Raw genomic sequence first — 24,744 nt, 5'->3', positions numbered from 1 at the left:
GATGATTCTTTTTTGTCAGTAATTTTTTTTAATTCTCCAAGAAAGGTCGTAATTCTGATAAATCTTTCAAGCCAGCATTCAATGCAATAATCAATTTAATACGCGCTTTTTGAGAATTGACTTCATCAGCAAACATCACGCCTGCTTCATAAAGTTGTGAACCACCGCCTTGATAGGAATAGACAGGTTCAGCAATTCCGTTAAAACAACGAGAAACAAGAACGACAGGAACCTTAGCATCTAGTAATCTTTGAAGCGATTGACTAGCAATAGGTGGGAGATTTCCCGCACCTAATGCTTCAATGACAAGACCGTCTAGTTGTTCCAAATTGAGTAAATCTAAAATTTCCCCAGTCATCCCAGCAAATGCTTTGACAATTGGCACTTTTCCATGAACAGTTGCAACATCTAAATGTTGATTTTCACTATCTTTATGGAAATAAATAATTTTATTTTTTGTCAGTAAACCGACAGGACCATGTGTAGGTGTTTGAAAAGTTGAAACATTAGTCGTGTGTGTTTTAGTGACATAACGAGCAGAATGAATCTCGTCATTCATAACAACAAGTACGCCACGGTCACTTGAATTACTGTCAGCAGCGACGCGAATAGCTGTCAGTAAATTATAAATTCCGTCAGTTCCTAATTCATTACTTGAGCGCATGGCACCAGTTAAAACAATTGGTTTACCACGCGAAAGAGTAGTGTCAAGGAAAAAAGCTGTTTCTTCAAGTGTGTCAGTTCCATGTGTAATGACCACTCCATCAAAATCCTCAGCAATAAAAGCTGTTTTGATTCGATTTTTCAAAACCAACATATCTGATAAAGTGACATGTGGACTAGGTAAGTTAAAAATATCCTCTGTCACTAAGTTTACTTCATCAAACTGCATGCTCACAGCATTCATTGGATTGACTGCATTTGGGGAAACATGACCATTTTCATCTTCCGCCATCGAAATTGTTCCACCAGTGTGGAGAATTAAGATTTTTTTCATCATTATTTCCTTATCTATCTATAATAAACAATAATTAAATATTTAAATTTAAAGACTCCGAATAAAAGCCAGCATTAGCATTATATCAAAATTTAGTCCAGAAAAAAATAACTAATAAATGAAATAGAATTAAAATTACTGTATAATTTAGTTAATAAATGAAAGCTTTGCCAAAGCTAGAAAAGATTTGAGAGATGGATATAAAAGCAGTATTTTTTGATTTAGATGGAACCCTGTTTACTTCAACACGAGGAGTAGCAACAAGTACTCGTAAAGCAATACAAGAGCTACGTCAAAAAGATATTTTTGTCGGGATTGCCACCGGGCGAGGCCCAGCTTTTGTCATGCCATTATTAGAAGATTTAGATTTAGACTTTGCTGTAAGTTACAACGGTCAGTATATTTTCACACCAAAAGAAGTGATTTTCCAAAATCCTTTAGAACAAAAATCCTTAAAAAACCTGATAAATTATGCCACTGAAAACCATTCTGACATCTCTTTGGGAACAGCCCACGGTGTAAATGGCTCTGGCCTTTTAAAATTTGGCGAGACACGTTTAGCCAGTTTTTTGTCAGGCGTTTTGCCCTCAGGTACTTCCGGGGTGGCAAGAAACAGTTTTAAACACATTATTCGCAGAGTCTTACCGCAAAATTCAAATTTAGCTGATAATGAAGAAGAAGTAATTTATCAGGCGATGATGGTTGCAACAAGAAACGAAACGGCTCGCCTACAGGAGGCATTTCCAGAATTACTGGTGACACGAAGCAATCCTTATTCTGTTGACTTAATTTCAAAATCAGGAGGAAAATTACCAGGAATTCAAAGATTAGGAGAACACTATGGCTTTACTTTAGACCAAGTCATGTGTTTTGGCGATTCGGAAAATGATTTGACGATGATTTCTGGAGTTGGTTATGGGATTGCGATGGGCAATGCTGTACCAGAAGTGAAAAAGATTGCGACTTATATTACAGATACCAATAATCAAGATGGAATCGCCAAAGCATTAGCTTACTATGGCTTAATTCATTATTCTGTTGAAAAAGACTTTGTTTCTAAAGACCAAAACTTCAATAAAGTAAAAGATTTCCACCGATTAATGGACGGAAAAACACAAGAAATTCCTAAAGCCTTTTCACCAACAGAAGCAAGTTTCCGGGCTGATTTCAAAGTCGAAGAAATTGTCGAATTTCTTTACGCCTCTGCTGACGGTAACCAAGAGAAATTTACAGAACTTGTGAATAATTTACATCAAGCCGTCGATAAGGCAGCAAATAAAGTGACTTTAAAAGAGCATAATGAAGACAGCTTGACTGGCCAAGTAGATGCTATGATTGATTTGCTCTATTTCACTTATGGCTCGCTTGTCCTTTCAGGAATTGACCCTTATGAAATTTTCAATGCTGTTCATCGAGCAAATATGGGGAAAATTTTTCCAGATGGACGTCCACACTTTGACCCGATTACACACAAAGTCTTAAAACCAGAAGATTGGGAAGAAAAATTTGCTCCAGAAGGAAAAATAAAAAAAGAACTAGAACGACAAAAAAGAGTAGCCGCTAAAAAACATGAGAATAAATAAGAAAATAACAATTTTTTACTGATAAGCTTCTTCATAAAATGGTATAATATTAAGAAAGCGTAACAAAAGGCTTTCAAGGAGAATAAGGGATGCTATTTATTATCATTACTTTGATTATCATTGTACTCATCATCTTTTTAACAATCTTATTACTCCCAGGAATGGCATTTTTTAACAAAATGTCAGATCAAAAGTATAATGCGGATGAAAAAGATTTATTGACAGGAATTTTGACAACAGCCATCAGTTCAAAAGAGGCGACTGGCGAAGTTATGACGACCTTTGTCAATGAATCACGTAAAACAATGCCTGCAAAAATTTATCTACCAAATAAGGATAATATCGAGCAAATTGAATCAGGAGCACAAGTTCTGATTATTGAGAGTAAGGCAGGAATTGCTTACGTTCTTCCTTATCAACAAACGATTTATTAGCAATAGAGAACCTAAAAAATTGCTCAAATAAATAAAAATTTATTATACAAAGGAGACATTATGCCACTACTTTATATTTTGGCAATTGTGGTGATTGTTATCATCTTAATTCTATTAGGAATTATCGCTGCAAACTACAAAAAATCAGGACCTCAAGCGGCCCTTATCGTTTATGGTTCAGGCCTAGGTTCAAAAGGTGTCAATAAAGACTCACAAGGGAATCGATTAAAAGTGGTTCGTGGTTCTGGTACCTTTGTTTTACCAATCTTCCAAAATGCGAGATACCTCAGCTTACAATCTGCTGCAATCGATATTAAAACGGAAAAAGTTCTCTCGAAAGATAAAATTCCAGTAACGGTTGAAGCCACAGCTATGATTAAAGTAGGTTCTACTTTGCAAGATATTGCGACAGCTGCTGAGCAATTTTTAGGTAAAAGAGATGAACAACGTGACGCAATGGCTGACCAAGTGCTTCGTGGACATCTTCGGGCGATTGTTGGAACAATGACAGTATCTGAACTAATCGAAGACCGTAATAAGTTTTCAGCTGAAGTTCAAGGTCAAGCAGGGACTGACCTCTCAAAAATGGGACTTTCAATCGTTTCATTCGTTATTAATGACATTCGTGATGACCAAAACTACATCAAAGCATTAGGTGCTAAAGAAGTAGCGCGTGTTCAACAAGAAGCAGCGATTGCTGTTGCAAATGCCGACAAGGAAACACGTATTCAAAAAGCAGCGGCTGATCAAGATGCCCAAAAAGCTGAAGCACTTGCCGCAACTCAAGTTGCCAATGCCCAAAAGGAAAAAGCAATCAGTTTAGCTCACTATGAGCAAGAACAATCAATTGCTGCTGCTGAAGCAAAAGCTCAAGCTGACCAAGCCCAAGCCTCTGCTGACCAAGCTTACGCGATTCAAGAAGCAATTTCTAAAAAAGAAACAACTGAAGCTGAAATGCAAGTTGAATTGATTAAAAAGCAAAGAGAAACTGACTTAGAAACCCAAGAAGTTCTCCGTAAAGCACAAGAAAATGAAGCCAATGTCGTAAAAGCTGCTGAAGCTGCCAAGGCTGCACAAATTGCTAAAGCCGAAGCCGATGCGCGTGAACGCGAAGTGAGAGCACAGGCTGAAGCAGCCGCTATTGAAGCTACAGCCAAAGCCACTGCTAAACAACGTGAAGTAACAGCAATGGCCGAAGCTACAGCTATTGAAGCAACTGGTAAAGCTGAAGCCGAAGCGATTCGCCTTAAAGGGCTTGCCGAAGCCGAAGCAATTGATAAAAAAGCCGAAGCAATGCAAAAAATGAATGATGCGGCTAAATTGAACATGGCACTTGAAATTCTGCCAGAAGTTGTTGCTAGTGTATCAAGTAATCTTCAAGCTGTTGATTCTATTAATATTTATGGTGGAGAAGGCTCGTCAAAAATTCTCGGAATGTCACAAGAAAGCCTTAAACAAGGCCTTGATGTCTTAGGAACAATGGGAATTGACGTCCCTGACTTATTAAATAATTTTAGCAGTCGTGGTAATTCCAATGAGACACTTGAAAAAGTCGAAAAAATAGAAGAATAAAAAACAGCTCTTAGAGCTGTTTTTTATTAACATATTTTAGTCAAAAAAGGCTGAATAAATCGCTTTTAGAGCTTCTTTTTCGTATTTTTCTTTGACAATAAACATGACGGAAACTTCGCTTGAACCTTGCGAAAGCATAGCGATTGAAATGCCCTGTTTAGAAAGTGCTGCCGTTGCTCTAGCGGTAACCCCAACGTGTTCTTTCATATCTTCACCAACAATGGTGATAATAGAGAAATCACGGTCAATATAGACTTCATCCGGATGGAGCGATTCTGTAAGATTAGAAATAAGGGCTTTTGAAACAGGTTGAGTTAGATAGCGGCTGCGAATAATGATAGACATGTCATCAATACCAGTTGGCATATGCTCAAAACGAACTCCTAAATTTTCCAATACAGAAAGGACTTTTCGGCCGAATCCAACTTCACGGTTCATCAGATATTTACTGACATAAAGAGAAGAGAAGGCACTAGATGAAGCAATTCCAACGACAGGTGAGCCTTTAGTCTCTCTTTGAACAACAATTTTTGTTCCGGGATGATCAGGGTTATTTGTATTCTTGATGACCAAAGGAACATGGGCACGATAGGCAGGAACGAGTGCTTCGTCATGTAAAACAGAAAAACCAGAATAAGCAAGTTCTCGCATTTCACGGTAAGTTAATTCAGAGATATAAGCTGGATTCTTAACGATGCCAGGGTGAGCAGCGAAAATTCCATTCACATCAGTAAAGTTTTCATAGAGTTCAGCTCGCACACCAGCAGCAATAATTGAGCCAGTAATATCAGAACCGCCACGGGAAAAAGTGCAAACCTCCCCCTCTTTTGTGATTCCAAAAAAACCAGGGATGATTAATGTTTCTTCAAGTTCATTAAGATATTTAATATGTTCATAAGCTCCACCAAGCAATCGAGCATTTCCAGGATCAGATGAAACCATAATTCCAGCATCTGATGGATGAACATAGCGACTTGGTAAGCCAGAATGATTGAAAAAATCTGCGACTAATTTAGCATTATTATTTTCACCAGCGGCTAAAAAAGTATCATAAGTAAAAACATTATCTAAATCTAACTGGGCTAAATAGTTGATATTTTCTGCGATTTGATTAATGACTGGACTTTTTAAGCCAAGTTCATCATAGATTTCTCGAAATCTTTCAATAATCCAATTCTGATAATAGTGAATTCCTTTTTCATCAGCTGATTTATAAGCTTTATAATAAGCAATCAAAGCATCGGTAACTTTAGTATCAGCCCCCGAACGTTTGCCTGGTGCAGAAACCACAATAAATTTTCTTTGTTTATCGGCTTGAACAATATCAAAAACTTTTTTGATTTGCGAAGCTGATGCGAGAGACGAACCTCCAAATTTTGCAACTTTCACTAAATATTACCTTCCTTCAAGATTAAATTAAATTAAATTATAAATTGATTTATTATAGCTAATTTTCAGATAATTTTCAATAAATAACTCATTTATAGCCTATTTTCTTTCTGCAGTATTCAATAAATAATTATTTTGATGATAATACTTAAAAAACATACATTAAAAGTAGTTAATGTATGTTTTAATTTGTTAAGAGACAATTTGAAAGTTAGTGTCTTCAAAAGAAATGAATTATAACCAGCGTTCTTTTATCAGAGCAGCCTCAGCTTGTCCTTGTTCACGACCTGCTTGAGCAACAAAGGGACGAATTTTTGCTTCCACCGTATTATAGTTAAAATCTTTTAAGATATTCATTGTTTTTTCAGAGGGAAGAACCAGGCTGGTTTCTGTCCCTTTTTTCTCTAATTGAGCGAGTAAATCTTCTAATTTATATGGAACATCGACAGGCAGTCCAGTTGAAAGAACAAGCATCTTGTCGGCATCAACAACGACATCTGGATTTTCCATTGAAAAAGAACCACCATCAAAAAAATGTTTTCCATTGATTTCAACTGAAGGCCAGACGCCTTGAAGGGCTCCACTTGCTTGTAAAGCCACTAGAATATCAACATTTGAATTTTCATCAAAAACTTGACGCTCAATATCCTCAATACTGGTTGCAACGATTCGTAATTTGCTGTTCCAGCGGGCTTGACCTGAACCATAACGTTCTTTAAGCATAGCTAATCGTTCCTCCTTAGAGATAAAAGGTTGGGTTTTCTTAGAAATTTCAGCTTCCGCCACAATCCATTCTTTGGCTGAATGAGAATTTTTAGCAATGTTTTCAAATGTTTTGAAAAGCTCTCCCATTTTTTCATCGGAGATGGGAGTGATTTCACTAATCTCTTTTTCAATCTGTTCCTTCCAGATTAAATCCCAATCTTTATCTGAGCTAACAATTACGCTTGCTTGTGAACCAGCAGAAGTTCCAACAAAAATATCGGCCTCTCTAATGGGCAGCCCAGCTTCTTCTAGACCTCTAAGATATCCAAGTTCCCAAGCGATACCAAAATGTCCGCCACCGCCTAATACAACCGCTCTTTTTAAATTATTTGTCATTTTTCTTCTTTTCCTCTTCATAAATTTGATTTGCATTTTGAGTCATTTGATTCAATACTTTAAATGCAATTGCTTTTTCTTGGGGATCAATTCCCTCTGATAGCAAGTATTCTCTCTCTTTTGTCATTTCTTCAATTTGAGTTTGGATGTCTCTTGCTTTTTGAGTCAATGAGACACGATAAACACGTTTATCTTTTTCATCGCGCACTCTGCTAACGTATTCTTTTTCAATCAGGCCTTTAATTGCTCGATGAACACTAGATTTATCGATACTTAAATCATCAGTAATTTGCTCTTGGCTTTGATTGTCTTTGATATATAAAGAAATCAAACAAAGCAATTGAATATAATTGATGTCAAAAGGCACTAAGCGTTTTGTGAAATAAATATAACCTCTTCTATAAATTTCAGAAGAAAGCTTCCCAATAAATTGGATTCCTTGATATTCATATTGATTGTCTTCCATAAATTCCTCCGTCGAATATAATATATATCAAATTAGTTGTCTTGTCAACTAATTTCTGTGTAAAATAAAAATACTTTTATAATGAAGTCTATTGAACCATGCTTAGATACTGTGCTATAATGGTTCTATGAAATTTAAAGCAGTGATTTTTGATATGGATGGTGTTCTTGTTGACACCGAACGTTATTATTTACAAAGAAGAGAAGAATTTTTTGGCGGTCATGGGATTTCTATTAGCCACTTGACGCCTAGCGATTTTATTGGTGGAAATATGAAAGATATTTGGCCACGAATTTTGCAAGGGTCTTTTGATGAAGAAAAAGCGAGTGAATTGCAAGAAGACTATGAGCAATTCAAAGAAAATCATCCGATGCCTTATGCAGAACTTTTATTTTCTGATGTGCCTGATATTTTAGAATTTTTGCGTCATAAAGAAGTAAAAATTGCACTTGCTTCAAGTTCGTCAATGTTTGATATCAAACAAATGTTAGATATACATCAATTGAGTTCTTATTTTGAAGTAGTGGTTTCAGGAAATGACTTTAAACAAACGAAACCAAATCCAGAAATTTATCAATCAACAATGAAGAAATTGGGTGTAACACCTTCTGAAACATTAATTATTGAGGATTCTGAAAAAGGAATTCAAGCTGGAGAAGCAGCTGGTGCGACCGTTTGGGCAATTGAAGACAAAGGCTTTGGCATGAATCAAGAGAAGGCTGACTTAAAGGTAGATTCACTGACAGCTATTCAAAAATTACTGACAGAATCATCACTAAAGATGATAAAGGCTTAATAAACATTTTAAAAGAAAAAATCACTGACAAATCGGTGATTCTTTAAGTTTTTTCTGTCCTATGTTAAAATAGAGGAATATAGGAGTAATATTATGAATTTTGTCCGTCGGTTTTCACCGCTTGCTATTATTATCATAATGGTTATTGTTCAAATCATTGAGACTGTTGTTGTTCATGTTTCAGCAACACGTTGGTCAATTTGGATTTATTTGTTGATTTTGAACATAGCGATTACACTCATTTTACTATCACAAACTCAAAACTATCAATTGCGTCGTCAAGATTTTATTCGTAAAATTAATGATGAAGCAGAAAATTCGCTCAATGCTACCTTGGATAATATGCCAATTGGGGTCATCCGTTTTAATAGTGAAACCTTTGAACCTGAATGGTTTAATCCATTCATTGATATGATTTTTAAGGGAAATGACAAAGTTATCAATCGTGACGATATTAAAAAGATATTGAAAAATGCGAGCGATGACCAGTATATCACCCTTGGTAAGCAAAAATATGTCGCAGAACTTGATTCTGATAAGAATCTTATTTATTTAATTGATGCCACAAAAGAAGTTGCTTTTAAATCAGAATTTAATGACAGTCGTGCGGTTATTGGTGCGATTTCTGTTGACAATTATGATGATGCTACAGATTTAATTACTGACAGTGGTCGAACAGCTATTAATAGTTTTATCGCTTCATTTTTAGAAGAATTTGCTGACAAATACGGAGTTTATCTTCGCCGTATTAATAGCAGTCGCCATTATTTTTTCTGTGATTATCGTATTCTTGAAAAAATGATTAACGATAAATTTTCTGTTCTAAAAGAATTTAGAGAACTTTCATCTCAAAAAGAAATTCCTTTGACTCTTTCAGTTGGTGTGGCTTATGGTTGGAATGATTTTCCAGTTATTGGTAAAGTTGCTCTAAATAATCTTGAATTAGCCCAAGTCCGTGGTGGAGATCAAGTTGTACTGAGAGAAAATACTCCTCAAGCTCGTCCTGTTTATTTCGGCGGTAATTCCGAAAGTAGAACGCAAAAAAGCAGAACAAGAGCACGGGCCATTTCAACAGCACTTCGGACAATTATTGCCGAAGCAGAAGATGTCTTTATTGTAGGACATCGCTTTACAGATATGGATGCGCTTGGAGCAGCGGTGGCTATGAAGGCATTTGCTAATATGTCTGGAAAAGAAGCCTTTGTCGTTTATGATCCTGAACAGTTATTGCCAGATGTTGAGCGTGCAATTAATAAAATGAATGAGTCTTCTGATGGTTTTACGCATATTGTCCAGTTAGAAACTGCCCAAAAACTGAAGAAAAAAGATTCATTACTTATCATGGTTGACCATTCAAAAACAAGTCAAACCTTAAATCTTGAATTCTATAAATCATTTGAGAAATTAGTAGTCATTGACCACCACAGACGTGATGATGATTTTCCAGAACATGCACTTTTGTCATATATTGAATCATCAGCAAGCTCTGCTAGTGAATTAACTGTCGAAATTCTTCAATTCCATGATAACAATCAAAGAAAAATGTCAACCATTGAAGCTAGTATTGTTCTTGCGGGTATTGAATTAGACACTAAAAACTTTACAAAAACAACGACCGAAAGAACATTTGAAGCAGCAGCTTATCTACGCTCTCGTGGAGCTGATAACGATTTAATTAAAATGATTATGGCTACTGACTTTGATAAATATAAGAAGGCCAATGAAATTGTTCTTAATGCAAAAATGGTTTTACCAGGAATTGCTTTAGGAGTTGGACTTAAACATCAAAAATATGATAATATAGCAACAGCAAAAGCTGCTGACACTCTCCTAGATATGGCAGGGATTACTGCTGCATTTGCAATTACACAACATACTAATGGCTATATTTCTATTTCTGCTCGTTCTCGAAATGGTTTTAATGTTCAAACGATTATGGAGCAAATGGGTGGGGGTGGACATTTTAATAATGCTGCAACCCAAATATATGAAAAATATATCGATGAAGTGCAAGAAGATTTAATTGAAATACTAAAAGAAAGAGAAAACGAAAAATGAAAGTTGTATTCTTAGAAGACGTTAAAGGACAAGGAAAAAAAGGTCAAATTAAAGAAGTACCAACAGGTTATGCTCAAAACTTTTTAATTAAGAAAAATTTGGCAAAAGTTGCTACAGCAGCTGCTCTTTCTGAAGTGAAAGGTCAAGCCAAAGCTAAGGAAAAAGAAGAAGCAGAACTTTTAGCAGAAGCAAAAGCCCTTAAAGAAGTTCTTGAAAAAGAAGACACTGTTGTTGAAATCAAAATGAAAGTTGGACAAACAGGTCACACTTTTGGTGCTGTAGATAAAGCAGATATCGCAAAAGCCCTTAAAAGTCAATTTAATCTCAAGTTAGATAAACGCAAAATTCAATTGATTAACAAAATTCAAGCTTTGGGAACAAAAGATGTACCAGTTAAACTTCACCGTGATGTGACAGCCGTGGTTAAAGTCAAAATTAGCGAGGCCTAAACTAAATGCCCGAAATTGATTTAATAAAAGCCCCGCCTCAAGACCTAGCTGCTGAGCAGGCCGTTCTTGGGGCTGTTTTTTTAGATAGCGAACGCTTAGTCGAAATTAAAGAATTTTTAAGTTCAGATGACTTCTATAAAAATGCTCACAAGATAATTTTTCGGACAATGGAAAAATTATCTGATGCTCGTGAAGCAATTGACGTCTTAACCATTCGTTCACATCTTGAAAATCAAGGGGAGCTGGAGGCAATTGGGGGGATTGCTTATATTGCAGAACTTGCCACCGCAACCCCCACCGCAGCAAATGCGGCCTATTATGCCAAGATTGTTGCTGAAAAATCATTACTCCGTCAACTGATAAATCGTCTAACTGAATCAGTCGAAAAAGCTTATGAACAAGATTCACCAGCGGACGATATTTTAGCTCAAGCAGAAAAAAGTTTAATTGACGTCCAACAAGGACGTAATACAAATGGCTTTAAGAAAATTTCTGATGTCCTAGCGATTCATATGGATGACCTTGAGCAAAAAGCTCAACAAAAGTCTAATATTACAGGTATCGCAACAGGTTATCCCGCTTTAGATAACATGACAACAGGTCTTCATGAAGAAGAATTGATTATTCTTGCGGCTCGTCCAGCGGTTGGTAAAACAGCTTTTGCCTTAAATATTGCTCAAAATATTGGGACAAAGCAAGACCGGACCGTTGCAATTTTCTCTCTTGAAATGGGGGCAGAAAGTCTTGTCAGCCGGATGATTGCTGCCGAAGGTTCAATTGATTCACACAGCTTACGTACTGGACAATTAAATGACCAAGAATGGAATGATTATTTCATGGCAACAGGGACTTTATCAAGAGCAAGTATTTATATTGATGACACACCAGGGATAAAGATTTCTGAAATTCGGGCGCGTTCAAGAAAATTAGCCCAAGAAACAGGAAATCTTGGTTTGATTGTTATTGACTACTTACAATTGATTTCTGGAACTGGTCGAGAAAATCGTCAACAAGAAGTTTCTGAAATTTCTCGTCAGTTAAAAATTTTAGCTAAAGAATTAAAAGTTCCTGTTATTGCCCTTTCACAGCTCTCACGTGGAGTGGAACAACGTCAAGATAAACGACCAGTTTTGTCTGATATCCGTGAATCTGGGTCAATCGAGCAAGATGCCGATATTGTCGCATTTCTTTATCGAGATGACTATTATGAACGTGGAACTGGTGAAGATGAAGACGGTGAAGAGATTCTGGAAGATAATAAAGTTGAAGTTATTATTGAAAAAAACCGTTCAGGAAGCCGTGGAACAGTCGAATTACTCTTTATTAAAGAGCATAATAAATTCGCAAGTATTGATAACCGATATGGCGACTAGATTTTTTTGACTAATTCGTGTTATAATATGAGTAATTGTCTAATTCTCTTTATTAATAAAAATGAACGATAAAGAATACATTATAAAATTTGATTCTTTTAATCAAAAAAGAGAGATATAATCAAGGATAAAATTAGATTTATAAGGTAAGCGTTCGGAGAAATCCGACTTTTACGTCTTATTTGGAGGAAAAAATGGATAACCAAAATCAAGAAATAGGAAAAATCGTTGACATTCGTGAAAAAGTTCAAGCACACTTGGGTGAAACGATTGAAATTACTTCACAATTTGGTCGTAAACGCGAAAATCGTCATAAAGTGAACTTGATTGAAGCCTATGCAACACATTTCATTATTGAAAATATTCCGGCTCGTGGTCCTAAAACAACTGAGTCATATCAATATGCTGACATTTTGACTCAAACTATTTTAATTCACTATCCAAACGCATAAGTTTGAGGAATAAAGTAAATGGTTCAAATAATGATTAATAGATTTTTAAAGGAAAGGAGGAGATAAGGATGATGAAAGCCGATTGGGATATGACGCCTGTTAAAGGTGGCTCTGGCAATGCATTTTTTGGGAAAAGTGATCAGGAACGCGTTTTTATTAAAAAAAACGGCAGTCCATTTTTGCCGAGTATTTATCTTGAGGGAATCACGCCAAAAGTCTTATGGACAAAACGTACGGCTGAAGGCGATACCTTATCTGCTCAACCTTGGATTGACGGTCATACACTAAGTCCTGAGGATATGGAAGACCGCCAAATTAATCATATTTTAGCACATTTGCATGACTCAAAAAAATTGGTTGAATCTTATAAGAAGTTGGGAAGTCAAATTATTCTTCCTGAACAATTATTAGAGGATTGTGTCCAAAATACTGAGGCTTTACGAACAAATCATTTTTTGTCAGGAATCATTGAAGAAATGCGTCAACAAGTTCCCGAAATCAAAAATGAAGAGGTCGTAGTCGTTCATGGCGATGTCAATCATAAAAATTGGTTAGTGGATGATAATTCAGGAAAAATTTATTTAGTAGATTGGGATACCGTCTTTTTATCAGATTCAATGGTTGATATGGCACATGTTTTATCACATTATATTAAACCAAATAACTGGTCTTTGTGGTTGATGACATCTGGTGTTAGACCTCGTTCAGATATTATGGATAAAGTGGCTTGGTATGGAAAACTTTCTTTTCTTCGCCAAATCTCTGAATATCTTTCTAGAGGAAAAATGAAAGAAGTGAATCAAGAAATCTTGGGACTTCGTAAATTTTGTGAATTATTTTAGTAAAAATAGGCTAGGGTTTGGACCTTCCTATTTTTTGGCTTATAATTGAATAATAAAAATAAAGAAATAGAAGATCACTTTTGCTGATTTTCTATCAAAAATTAAAAAATTGAGGTAAAAATTGCGCGTCAGAAATCGTAAAGGGGCAGGCGAAATGCTTGCTGAAAACGCACATATCGTAGTTGAAAATCCAGCGGACTTTAAAGGACGTTGGTCAGAGCGTTTTGGAAATGATCATCCGATTCATATTGAAGTGGGTTGTGGAAAAGGAGCTTTCATCACAGGAATGGCAGCTCTTCATCCAGAAATAAATTACATTGCAATTGATATGCAATTATCAGTTTTATCTTATGCTTTAGATAAAGCAATTGAAGCAGATTTGCCAAACGTACAAATGATGCTTGTTGATGGAGCTGCTTTGAGTGAATATTTTGCTGATGGTGAAATTGACCAAGTCTATTTGAACTTTTCTGACCCTTGGCCAAAAGGACGTCATGAAAAACGTCGTTTGACTTATAAATCTTTTCTTGCAACTTATGAAAAGATTTTACGTCCTGAAGGTGAAATTCATTTCAAAACTGACAATCGTGGATTGTTTGAATATTCTTTAGTTTCTTTAGCTAACTATGGCATGGAACTTAAAAAAGTTTGGTTAGATTTACACCAAGACGAAGAATTTGCACCTCAAAATGTAATGACCGAGTATGAGCAAAAATTCTCACAGAAAGGTCAAGTAATTTATCGATTAGAAGCAAAATTTTTGCCTAAGAAGTAAATAAGTTGCTTTCTGTCATTAAAACTAATGAAAAAAATTACTGACAGAATAAGAAAGTCTAAACCAATTTTCTGTCAGTAAAATTAATAAGAATTTATTATCTATTAAGGAGAATAAAATGAGATGTCCAAAGTGTTCTTCTGAAGAATCAAAAGTTGTTGATTCAAGACAAGCCGAAGATGCTATTCGCCGTCGTCGTGTTTGTGAATCATGTGGTTTTCGCTTCACAACCTTTGAACGTATCGAAGAAATGCCCCTTTTAGTCATCAAAAAAGATGACAAACGTGAACCCTTTAATCGTGAAAAAATTGTTCGTGGTTTAGTTCGTTCAGCATACAAACGCCCAGTATCAAGTGAAGATATTGAAACAACAGTTGCAAATGTTGAAAGAAAAATTCGTCAACTAGACAGTAATGAAGTTGAATCAGATGTTATTGGTGAATTTGTGATGCAAGAATTAGCTGAATTGGATGATATCACCTATATCAGATTTGCCAGCGTCTATCGTTCATTCAAAGATGTCAGTGAATTAGAAGAGCTCCTTAAAAATATTACCAAAAAATAAATCCGTCAGTAAAAAGTGACTGAATAAGGAGCATTTTATCGGCAAATAAAAGAAAGATCAGCTCGCTGAACTTTCTGTCAGTAAAAAGTGAGGAAAAAAATGAGAGCGGGAGATTCATTTACAATGCTTAATCGAGGAAAGACCAGCTTTGACGCTGAGGCTTTTCGTCTGCTCTATTTACCAATCATTGGCACGGATGCCTTTGCGCTTTATCAGTTAATGCTAAGCTTCTCTACTGGAAGAATTTCTCACTTTTTGGAATATCTAAATCTCGGCCTCAATCCTTTTATTGAAGCATTAGATAAATTATCTGGCTTATCATTAGTTCGTGTTTATGATGATCATACCAGTCTTTATTTTGAAGTAAAAAGTCCGCTAAATTTTGAAAATTTCCTTGCAGATGATTTTTATAGACAACTTTTGATTTCAAGAATTGGTGAAAATCGAGTAGCTGCTTTAGCTAAAAGAATGGAACCAAAAGGAAAAGAAATTTCCAAGAAATTTCATGAAGTTTATAAAGTTAGTTTTGACTCACAAGCTCAACAAAACCCTTCAAATACAAATGAACGTTTTGATATGGGGGCCTTTAAAAGTATTATGGAACGTCAAGGCTATCATTTAAACAATGAAAATCAAGACTCCTTAACGCTCTATTCACTAGCAGAAAAATTTGAACTCAATTGGTACGAATTATTCAAGCAAGCAGAAAAAACAGCCAATGCTGATAAAACTTTGAACATGAATAATTTGATGAGAAGTCTTTCAGGAGCTAGCCAACCGCAACCAGCACTTTCAGCTTTTCCTAAAGCATTTGCCGATTTGATTGTCATCAGTAAATCTCATGAACCAGATGATTTCATCCGACAGATAAAAGCGCAAGCTGGAGGCTTTGTCAGTTCGGAAGAACATAAGCTTTTAACTAATTTAAGTCGCCAAAATTTGCCAGCAGAAGTCCAAAATATTTTGATTCACTATGTTTTAGTACAGCAAAAAAATGCGTCGTTAAATCCAAATTTTGTAAATGCATTAGCCAACGACTGGATGAGAAATGAAGTATTTACAGCTGAAACAGCGGTAAAACGAATTTTGGAACGAGAAGAATTAGCTGCTGCTAAAGCAAAAGCTGGAGCTGAAAAAAGACCAATGAAAATCAAAAAAGAAGCACCAAAATGGTCAAATCCAGATTATGAAAATAAGACAAGCCAAGAAGAACTTGCAAAACTTGAGAAAATAAGGCTTGACTCTCTCAAAAAACTGAAAGGAGAGCAAAATTAATGGAATCTATCGGAGACATCTTAGGAAAACGTCAAGACATCCGTGAAAATTTTGAAAAATTAGTCGCAGAAGTATTAAAAAATGCTGATGTGCAAGCTTTTATTGCCCAACATCAAATGACTTCTGACGAAATTCAACGCTCTTACTCCAAGTTTTATGAATACGTTCGTGAGCATGAAAAATTTGAAAAAGGTGAAAAACGGGCAGCTGATGGTTATGAACCTGTTTTAATCATGAATCACGGCTATGCTGATGTTTCATATCAAACGACAAATGAATTGGCGCAGCAACAAGCAGCTCAAAACCTTTTGCGACGTGTGAATATTATTGGACTTCCAAAAGATTTAAAACAAGTCACTTTGGCAGATATTGCCCTTGATGATGTTCAAAGAATCAAACCATACCAAGCCCTAGTTGATTTTATTACTAATTTTCCCAAGAAAAAAGGACTTTATCTTTATGGAGATTTTGGTGTTGGGAAATCTTTCATGCTTGCGGCAATGGCAAACGAATTAGCCAAAAAAGGAATTTCAACAACTTTACTTCATTATCCCACTTTCATTTCTGATTTAGATTTTGACAATGCCAAAGTCTGGGTCAATGAAATAAAAGCCAGCCAAGTTTTAGTTTTGGATGATATTGGGGCAGAGCAAAACAACGCTTGGGTTCGTGACAGTATTTTACAAGTCATTTTACAACATCGCATGCAAGAAAATCTCCCGACTTTCTTCACTTCAAATTTAAGAATGGAAGAATTAGAACAGCATTTAGCCGAAACCAAGCGAGCTGATGAAATTTGGCCAGCAAAACGTGTTATGGAACGCGTGAAATATTTGGCAGAAGAAATGCGATTAGAGGGGACGAATAGACGTCATGACTGAAACAAATGAAACGATTGATTTAATGATGAATCACACTTCGGTCAGAAATTTTACAGAAGAAGCAATTGAGCCTAAAGATTTGGAAAAAATCTTAAAAGCTGCTCAAATGGCATCAACATGGAAAAATTTCCAATCATATTCTGTGATTGTTGTAGAATCACAAGCTCAAAAAGATGCGATTTATGAATTTCAACCACAAAAATCAATCAAAAATTGTGCAGCATATTTAGTTTTTGTTGGCGATTTAAATCGTGCTCAAAAGGCAGTCGAATTGCATCAAGGCAATTTCCAACCGCAAGGAATTGAAAGCTTATTGATTACATCAGTTGATGCCGCAACAGCTGGACAAAATGCGCTTCTTGCAGCGGAATCTTTAGGCTACAACGGGGTGATGGTTGGCTTAATTCGGGACCAATCCTCAGAAATTTCTAAAGTCTTGAACTTGCCAGATTATACTTATCCTATTTTTGGCATTGCACTCGGTAAAGCCGCACGTTTGAACAAAGTAAAACCACGTCTTCCTTTGGAAGCAACAGCTTTTAAAGAAAAATATGTTGAGCAAACGTCTGAAACCATTGAAAAATATGACCAAGTTCAAGAAGAATATGCTGGAAATAGACGCTTAAACAAATGGTCTGAACGGATTGTTGACCAGTGGGGCCAACCAGAAATTTCAGCTTCAACAGAAAATTTAAAGGCGAAAAAATTACTGTGAAATTAAAGAAAATCTTAGAACCAAAACTTCCAGCCACCTATCAAGTAGCCACAAGTCAAGATTTTATTGATGGAGAAATTTATCAAGCAGAATTTATAGATAAAACTTTGACAATCAATCAAAGAACTATTTTTTCAGGTTGTTCTTTCAAAAACACAACCTTTGAATTTACTGACAATACGATCAGTGAATTTACAGATTGCCTTTTTGAAAAATGTGATTTTTCCAATTTAAACTTCAATAAAATTGGCATTTATCGCTCAATCTTTAAATCCTGCAAATTGCTAGGAACTGATTTTACTGAAAGTCACTTACAAGACCTTCAGTTTACAGAAAATCTAATGACTTATGCAAATTTTTCAGGTTCTACCTTAAAGTCAGTCCGCTTTTTAGAAAATGAAGCTAGAGAAACCTTCTTTACTGCCTGTAATTTTAAGAATGTGGAGCTTTTAAAAAATCAATTAGAAGCAGCAAATTTTTGGGAAACAGCACTTGCAGGAATTGATTTTTCTACGAATCAATTTGAACGCATGGAAGTTACACCTCAACTCGCTAAAAATATGAAGATAAGTCTTAGCCAAGCCCCATTTTTTACTAGCCTGTTTGGCATTGAAATTATCTAAAATGAACCTCGAAACCCAAATCTAAAATTATATAGTCTATGGATTACAAACTTCTTCACTATTATAATTTTTTATTCAATAAGTAAACAAAGAAAGAAATAAAAATATGAGCTTACCTACAGTAGCCATCGTTGGCCGTCCAAATGTCGGAAAATCAACGATATTCAACCGTATTGCAGGAGAACGCATCTCAATTGTCGAAGACATTCCAGGTGTAACTCGTGACCGTATCTATGCCACAGGAGAATGGTTAACCCGTAAATTCAATATCATCGATACAGGTGGGATTGAACTTTCAGACGAACCTTTCATGACTGAAATTCGTGCGCAAGCTGAAATTGCCATGACCGAAGCAGATGTTATCATCGCTGTTGTTGACGGAGAAACAGGTATTACAGATGCCGATGAAGCCGTTGCTAATATTCTTTATCGTACAGACAAACCAGTTATTCTTGTTGTCAATAAAGTCGATAACCCAGAACGTCGAATGGAAATCTTTGATTTCTACTCACTTGGACTTGGCGATCCTTATCCTGTTTCAGCCGTTCACGGGATTGGGACAGGGGATGTCCTTGATGCAATCGTTCAAAATCTTCCTAATGAAATTGAAGAAGAAAATGAGAATGTCATCAAGTTCAGCTTGATTGGCCGCCCAAACGTTGGGAAATCATCTCTTATTAATGCTATTCTTGGCGAAGACCGCGTAATTGCAAGTCCAATTGCAGGAACAACTCGTGATGCGATTGACACACACTTTGTCGATTCTGAAGACCAAGAATTTGTCATGATTGATACCGCCGGAATGCGTAAATCAGGAAAAATTTACGAAAATACTGAAAAATACTCAGTCATGCGTGCCATGCGTGCCATTGACCGTTCAGATATCGTTTTGATGGTGATTAACGCTGAGGAAGGAATTCGCGAATATGATATGCGTATCGCTGGATTTGCTCACGAAGCTGGTAAAGGAATTTTGATTGTTGTCAATAAATGGGATACCCTTGAAAAAGATAACGATACAATGAAAAACTTTGAATTAGAAATTCGGACAAAGTTCAAATTCCTTGATTATGCACCAATCGTTTATGTATCTGCTAAGACAGGACAACGTCTGAATAAACTCCCAGATATGATTAAAGAAATTCATCATGCACAAAACTTACGTATTTCAAGTTCTGTTTTGAATGATGTCATTATGGATGCTGTAGCGATTAATCCAACTCCGACGGACAAAGGAAAACGTTTGAAGATTTTCTATGCAACACAAGTAGCGATTAAACCACCAACTTTTGTTGTTTTTGTCAATGAAGAAGAACTCATGCACTTCTCATATCTTCGTTTCCTTGAAAATCAAATCCGTAAAGCCTTTGTTTTTGAAGGAACACCAGTTCATTTGATTGCACGTAAACGTAAATAAAAAAATTCACTGATTTTATCAGTGTTTTTTTTTATGCAAAATAATTGAAAAAATTTTAAATTTGAAATATACTATTAAAAAAATTAATTTAATTGAAAGAAGATTAAATGGTATATTTTAAATACGGGAAAGCCTTCCATGACCTTAGAATTCAACATGGGTTTTCGCTTTCAGCCTTTGAAGAACTGGGGATTGCAAAGTCAACCCTCTCCAATTTTGAAAATGGTAAAAGCATGCTCTCTTTTGACCGACTTGATTTTGCACTTCAAAAAATGAATGTTTCTCCATTAGACTATAGTTTAATGATTAATAATGGCGAGCAGGATAATTATATTTCGATTTTTGATGAAATTGAGCATGCTTATTATCAAAGAAATATTAAACAACTTCAATATATATACGAAATCAATAAAGAAGGCTCAAACGAGCAAAAGTTAATCGCATTTTCTGCAAGAGGACTATACCGACGGTTGACTATTGAGGAGCTTAACGAAATAGAATTTTATCTAAGAGGAGTTCAATTTTGGGGATTTTTCGAGCTTTCTATTCTGGCAAATATAGGAGATAAGCTCGACAATTCCATAATTGATAATATCATAGAGGACTTCCGCTATGATAAAGCCTACTATGAAAATAATCTCTATTATCGTGTACTGATCTATCGTTTTTTTTATAAAATAATTTTTAAATTTATTGATAGCGAAAAAAAGGAAAAGGCTCAAGAAATTCTGATGATTTCCAAACAATTTTTTATGCCTGGTGATGTGATGAGTCATGTCATTATAAATTTTGCTGAATCTTTTTATTGTTATTATTATACGGATAAAAAACAGGGGAAAATGCAGCTTCAGGAAACACTAAAGTTTCTAAAAAAAATAGGAGCAGAAGATTTTCGAAAAACCTTAAAGCTACAGTATGATAAAAGAATACTAAGAGAAAATCGTTCTGAAAAATGAACTTTTTATTTAAATATTTATTAAAGCAAAAATTTAATACAAATAATAATAGCACTAAAATCATAATGTACTTATAAAAAATAATTATCTAAAAAAATATAGCTAAAGTAACATTACGAAAAGATTACTTTCGAAAAAGACATATAAAAACCGTTCTTTTAAATGAACGGTTTTTATTTTATTTTTAAAGTCTATAGAATACGTGGTTTACAAGCCATTGATTTACAAAGAGTCAGAGGATAATTTAAATTTAGTTCTAAAAAAAACAATATTACATTGCAAGAAAGTTTTTAATTACATTAAAAAGCTTGCTTCCGTTTTACTTGATGAAACAAAAGCGCAATGTTAAAATGAGGTCAAGACAAAAAGAAATGAGATGTTTTCTCAGTAAAAAAAGAAATTCTATTCAGTAAGAGATGAATAACTAGAAAGTGAGGTATAAAGCATGTATCGTTCTAAGCATCAAAAAGGTTATACAACCAGTCATGAAGTAAAAACAACTCGCTTTCGTACTTGGAAATCAGGGAAAAAATGGCTATATGGTGCCACCGTTTTGACTCTCACAGCTTCAACTCTACTTCCTATTGGAAACCTAGCTTTCCAGCCTAAAACAGAGAAAGCGCAAGCAGCATCTGTTTCATCCGGAACACTTGTTCCAGGAAATACAAGTTATGACACAGGAGGACATACCTACTCTGGAACTGAATTTGCTAATTCTTCAAACTATGCTTTATATGGTAAAGCAGTTGTAGCAAGTAATTGGATTAATCTTGTTTCATCAACAGCTAATAGTGTTGGTTTAGGAATATTTAATGGATCAGTTTCAGCTATTTCAGCAACAACAGGTTTTACCTTGAAGTCAACAATTAAAGTTGATTCAGGAAGTTCTCTGACTGATTTCACAAAATCAGGAGATGCCATCGGGGTTATTTTAACAGGGGCATCAAAGGCACAGTTAGCAGCAAATGCTCAATCTTCTCAGGCGACAAATGATGGGCTTGGAATTAGAGGTCTGCCTAACACAGTTTTCCTCGGCCGCGATCTTTATTCTAACTTATCCAACGCCTCAACCGGTTCGTTGACAGGAATTGACGGATCTGCAACTGTAAATGGTTGGACAGATGGTCCAGGAGTTGTAATGGCAATTCGCAATACGGATAGTAGTGGAACTTTACAAGCTGCTAATTATCCTTCATTAGGTAGTGCTGCTCCCTATAGTCCCGTGACCAACACTCAAAATGGGACAGCCTACACCTTTGCAACCGACACAAGCTATGCATTAGGTGTCGCCTCTCCTATTACATCGTCCGTACAAGAACCTATTACAGTCACTTGGACTCCTGATGCAACAAATACTGCAAGCACAGGCTATACTTCAGGGACTTTAACATTTAATTTGATTGCTCAAACAACAAGTAATGGCGCATTAATTGGAGCAAGTGCTGTCAATGGAGGAACGGGTGGTTATACCTTAACAACTCATACTAATCTACAAAATTCATTAACAGTTGGTTTTGTTGGCGGGACAGGCGGGAATTATGGTAATCTTTCTGTTTCTTTAAATGGAGCAACGATTACTGGATCAAAAGGAACAGAACCTGTACCTATAAACTATCTCAATAAAGTTACAGGGAAGCCGATTCCATCTATGGCACAAAGTTCAATTACGGCAAATGTCAATGATACGATTGGTGCGGCTTTAACTGCTCCAAGTTCAACAAGCCCAGATAATAATACTTATACCTACGTTGTTCCAGCAGCTCCAACAGGTTATCAAGCTAATTCTGCAACAACAACGACAGTTCTTGCAGCAAACCCAGCATCCACAACGAATACTTCAGCCACAACTGTTTCTAACTTTATTGTAGGAACAACCAACCCCAATGCCTTAAATGTAAGCTATACACCAAGTCAGCAAACTGTTTTATTCAACTGGGCGAAGGCAAGTGGAACAACCCTTGCAAATCTCCCAAATCAGATTGCTTACGGAGCAACTGGTATAACAGACGCATCAGTTGTAACCGACAACCCTTTTTCAAACACCACTTTGTTATCTAGCTATGCAACAGCTCTTTCAAATGCTGTTCCTACAGGCTACAACATTACGCAAATATCAAATGGGACAACAACAGTTTCCGGTGCTACAACGGCAGCGACCCTAGCTGCTTTTACAAGCCAAAATCCGACTGTTGGTGCTACAAGTACCCTGAATACTTATACAGTTACTTTGACTGCAGTATCACAAACTGCAACTTACACCTATGGATACACTAGTACAGCATTAAATACTCCGGCAATTCCCGCAATTTTAACTTCAACTGGAACAACAGGAGGAAGTGTTACTACACCGACAGGATATAATACTAGCCCACAAATTCCTTCAGGTTATTACATCTCAGCTATTTATGCCGGAACATCTGCATCAGGTACATTAATTAGTAGCTCAACAACTAATGGAACAAATGCCGCTTGGCCAAGTGGACAAGTCTATGCACCTACTGGTAACCAGTATTATATTCAATTGGCACCTAACACTGTAAATGTAACCTGGTTTATTTCGATTGACCCTAATCCTGATAATGATCCTCTAAATGTTGCACAAGGAGGTTTTACTCCAACTGTAGGTTCAATTTTGGGAGGTTCGACAACAACTAATTATCAGAGTCAAGTCATTGATAATATGAATTCTCTTACTGGTAATACTTTGAGTACAACAGATAATGTCACATATACTGATGGTGCAACAGGTATTAAATATATCGTTACTGGCTATCAGTATCAAGAGGGGACAACAACTACAGCCACAAATTCAGCTCCAACAACAACTTATAAAACCTTTTCTGATTTATTAGCTGCTCATCCTTATGTTTTAGCTGGGACAAAGAGTAATAGAACACAATTGGTTCATTTGTTGATGACAGTTGACCAGACTACAATTACAAGCAATTCCACTTCAGGTCAGCATGTTAATCCTGCAACAAATTATATTCCAAGTAGTGAAATTACATCAAGTACCGATATAGATGGTGCGGACGATGATGGCTTAAGTTATGTAATCAATGGCTATAACGCGATTGTAAATATCACTGGAGGACAAACAGACTATTGGGGAGATGCAACAAATTCACTGCAACTTTCAATTGGAACTTATACCGAGAATTACTATGCTCTCAATTACCTTGGTGTTCAAGCCTATACTAACTGGCTTTCTAGTCATTCTGGTGGGACAGTATCACAGTTTTTGCAAACATTAGATGCGACAAGTTTGGCAAATGATACAGTAACAAGTCAGACTACTCTAGAAGTGCAAGATGCAACAGCAATTACAACAAATAATCATCATATCATTCCACGCGCCGCTTCTTACAATCCATCTTCTGATCTAGTAGGGGCGAGTAATGCTGATGGAAGCTCAGTAGAAAATATTGGAACAAATCCAATAGTTAACGGAGATGCAATTGGTGTTCTTATCACTGATAGCTCGGGGAACATACTTTGGATAAATAATTCTGATATCACCCTACCGACAAATAAACTTCAAGAAGGAGCCTATATAGAAAATTATTATGCTTTAACTGCCCAAGGTTTAGTTGATTATACAAATTGGCAAACAACTACAGCTTCAGGTGGACATACAGTTGGCGATTTTATAAATTCTAGCCAAGCGACCACAAGCGACTATGTTAAATCAACAACAGAGTTGACAGTTACTAATTTTGTACTTCCTTTTGCAGGTGGAGCTGGTAATCAATTCCTATATTTGATGATAGGATTGGCGGCTTTTGGGGCACTTGGATTCTACTTTAGTCAACGACGTAAAGCAGAAATAGATCTTGAAGTTATTAACAAGGAGATTTTAGGAAAAAATGATAATAAACGATCAAATATTTACCTAACTTCTCGACACACTCGTCCTTACGCAAAAATATTCCATACAAAAAATCGGACTCATTTAGCACAAGCACAGCGAAAGGGGACAAACGAATGATAAAAAAAATAAGAGGAAATTCTAGTTAAGAAATCCC

At 35.9% G+C, this 24,744-nt stretch carries 22 protein-coding genes; 18 read left to right on the top strand and 4 right to left on the bottom strand.

Annotation, left to right across the window (positions count from 1 at the left end; genetic code table 11):
• Window positions 1-28: 28 nt before the first annotated feature.
• Window positions 29-997: an asparaginase gene (locus tag IAE51_RS02970; protein WP_026138879.1), complete on the bottom strand. Its 969-nt coding sequence runs from the start codon at window positions 995-997 to the stop codon at window positions 29-31.
• 194 nt (window positions 998-1,191) lie between these two features.
• Between IAE51_RS02970 and IAE51_RS02965 the strand changes: the two genes are divergently transcribed.
• The 3 genes from IAE51_RS02965 to IAE51_RS02955 all read left to right on the top strand — a co-directional run bounded on the left by IAE51_RS02965 (window position 1,192) and on the right by IAE51_RS02955 (window position 4,586).
• Entirely contained in the window at window positions 1,192-2,580 is a 1,389-nt protein-coding gene (locus IAE51_RS02965; protein WP_012897434.1) for a Cof-type HAD-IIB family hydrolase, read from the top strand.
• 89 nt (window positions 2,581-2,669) lie between these two features.
• Complete coding sequence (locus IAE51_RS02960; RefSeq protein ID WP_058211471.1) at window positions 2,670-3,014, top strand: hypothetical protein; 345 nt, start codon at window positions 2,670-2,672, stop codon at window positions 3,012-3,014.
• Between the two features lie 60 nt (window positions 3,015-3,074).
• The gene (locus tag IAE51_RS02955) at window positions 3,075-4,586 is read left to right on the top strand and encodes a flotillin family protein (protein WP_010905537.1); all 1,512 of its coding nucleotides are present in this window, start codon (window positions 3,075-3,077) and stop codon (window positions 4,584-4,586) included.
• A 36-nt stretch (window positions 4,587-4,622) separates the two neighbouring features.
• Here IAE51_RS02955 and IAE51_RS02950 read toward each other — a convergent pair whose 3' ends face one another.
• From IAE51_RS02950 to IAE51_RS02940, 3 genes are all read right to left on the bottom strand, one after another.
• The gene (locus IAE51_RS02950) at window positions 4,623-5,975 is read right to left on the bottom strand and encodes an aspartate kinase (RefSeq protein ID WP_200094702.1); all 1,353 of its coding nucleotides are present in this window, start codon (window positions 5,973-5,975) and stop codon (window positions 4,623-4,625) included.
• A gap of 234 nt (window positions 5,976-6,209) precedes the next feature.
• Entirely contained in the window at window positions 6,210-7,076 is an 867-nt protein-coding gene (locus tag IAE51_RS02945) for a patatin-like phospholipase family protein (protein WP_200094700.1), read from the bottom strand.
• Window positions 7,066-7,542 (bottom strand): MarR family winged helix-turn-helix transcriptional regulator, encoded by a 477-nt coding sequence (locus tag IAE51_RS02940; protein WP_058213097.1) that lies wholly within the window; start codon window positions 7,540-7,542, stop codon window positions 7,066-7,068. Before IAE51_RS02940 ends, IAE51_RS02945 begins: the two co-directional genes overlap by 11 nt.
• 127 nt (window positions 7,543-7,669) lie before the next feature.
• Between IAE51_RS02940 and IAE51_RS02935 the strand changes: the two genes are divergently transcribed.
• From IAE51_RS02935 to IAE51_RS02865, 15 genes are all read left to right on the top strand, one after another.
• The gene (locus IAE51_RS02935; protein ID WP_200094698.1) at window positions 7,670-8,338 is read left to right on the top strand and encodes an HAD family phosphatase; all 669 of its coding nucleotides are present in this window, start codon (window positions 7,670-7,672) and stop codon (window positions 8,336-8,338) included.
• A 93-nt stretch (window positions 8,339-8,431) separates the two neighbouring features.
• On the top strand, window positions 8,432-10,396 hold the full coding sequence (locus IAE51_RS02930) for a DHH family phosphoesterase (RefSeq protein WP_003132463.1): 1,965 nt from the start codon (window positions 8,432-8,434) through the stop codon (window positions 10,394-10,396).
• Window positions 10,393-10,845 (top strand): 50S ribosomal protein L9, encoded by a 453-nt coding sequence (rplI, locus tag IAE51_RS02925; protein ID WP_003132464.1) that lies wholly within the window; start codon window positions 10,393-10,395, stop codon window positions 10,843-10,845. Before IAE51_RS02930 ends, rplI begins: the two co-directional genes overlap by 4 nt.
• A gap of 5 nt (window positions 10,846-10,850) precedes the next feature.
• Window positions 10,851-12,218, top strand: a complete 1,368-nt coding sequence (gene dnaB, locus IAE51_RS02920) for a replicative DNA helicase (RefSeq protein WP_003132465.1) — start codon at window positions 10,851-10,853, stop codon at window positions 12,216-12,218.
• Window positions 12,219-12,412: 194 nt separating this feature from the next.
• Entirely contained in the window at window positions 12,413-12,670 is a 258-nt protein-coding gene (locus IAE51_RS02915; RefSeq protein WP_010905542.1) for a Veg family protein, read from the top strand.
• A 68-nt stretch (window positions 12,671-12,738) separates the two neighbouring features.
• Window positions 12,739-13,512 (top strand): phosphotransferase family protein, encoded by a 774-nt coding sequence (locus IAE51_RS02910; RefSeq protein WP_003132467.1) that lies wholly within the window; start codon window positions 12,739-12,741, stop codon window positions 13,510-13,512.
• Between the two features lie 121 nt (window positions 13,513-13,633).
• A complete protein-coding gene (gene trmB, locus IAE51_RS02905; RefSeq protein ID WP_003132468.1) occupies window positions 13,634-14,287 on the top strand; it encodes a tRNA (guanosine(46)-N7)-methyltransferase TrmB in 654 nt (217 codons plus the stop codon).
• Between the two features lie 118 nt (window positions 14,288-14,405).
• On the top strand, window positions 14,406-14,852 hold the full coding sequence (gene nrdR / locus IAE51_RS02900) for a transcriptional regulator NrdR (RefSeq protein ID WP_003132469.1): 447 nt from the start codon (window positions 14,406-14,408) through the stop codon (window positions 14,850-14,852).
• Between the two features lie 99 nt (window positions 14,853-14,951).
• Complete coding sequence (locus IAE51_RS02895; RefSeq protein ID WP_200094696.1) at window positions 14,952-16,127, top strand: replication initiation and membrane attachment family protein; 1,176 nt, start codon at window positions 14,952-14,954, stop codon at window positions 16,125-16,127.
• A complete protein-coding gene (gene dnaI, locus IAE51_RS02890; protein ID WP_015426075.1) occupies window positions 16,127-17,008 on the top strand; it encodes a primosomal protein DnaI in 882 nt (293 codons plus the stop codon). Before IAE51_RS02895 ends, dnaI begins: the two co-directional genes overlap by 1 nt.
• Window positions 17,001-17,723 carry an NADPH-dependent oxidoreductase gene (locus tag IAE51_RS02885; RefSeq protein ID WP_003132474.1) on the top strand — a complete coding sequence of 241 codons (723 nt, stop codon included), beginning with the start codon at window positions 17,001-17,003 and terminating at the stop codon, window positions 17,721-17,723. The genes dnaI and IAE51_RS02885 overlap by 8 nt, the downstream gene beginning before the upstream one ends.
• The gene (locus tag IAE51_RS02880) at window positions 17,720-18,346 is read left to right on the top strand and encodes a pentapeptide repeat-containing protein (protein WP_033900370.1); all 627 of its coding nucleotides are present in this window, start codon (window positions 17,720-17,722) and stop codon (window positions 18,344-18,346) included. The genes IAE51_RS02885 and IAE51_RS02880 overlap by 4 nt, the downstream gene beginning before the upstream one ends.
• 106 nt (window positions 18,347-18,452) lie before the next feature.
• Window positions 18,453-19,763, top strand: a complete 1,311-nt coding sequence (gene der / locus IAE51_RS02875; protein ID WP_003132476.1) for a ribosome biogenesis GTPase Der — start codon at window positions 18,453-18,455, stop codon at window positions 19,761-19,763.
• A 107-nt stretch (window positions 19,764-19,870) separates the two neighbouring features.
• Window positions 19,871-20,719, top strand: coding sequence for an Rgg/GadR/MutR family transcriptional regulator (locus tag IAE51_RS02870; protein ID WP_200094694.1), 849 nt, complete (start codon window positions 19,871-19,873; stop codon window positions 20,717-20,719).
• Between the two features lie 445 nt (window positions 20,720-21,164).
• Window positions 21,165-24,707 (top strand): KxYKxGKxW signal peptide domain-containing protein, encoded by a 3,543-nt coding sequence (locus IAE51_RS02865; RefSeq protein WP_200094692.1) that lies wholly within the window; start codon window positions 21,165-21,167, stop codon window positions 24,705-24,707.
• Window positions 24,708-24,744: the final 37 nt, after the last annotated feature.

This window comes from Lactococcus sp. S64 (assembly GCF_016516525.1).
Taxonomy (GTDB): domain Bacteria; phylum Bacillota; class Bacilli; order Lactobacillales; family Streptococcaceae; genus Lactococcus; species Lactococcus lactis.
Note: the sequence above shows the minus strand (reverse complement) of the source record. Positions and strands in the feature narration are given on the sequence as shown.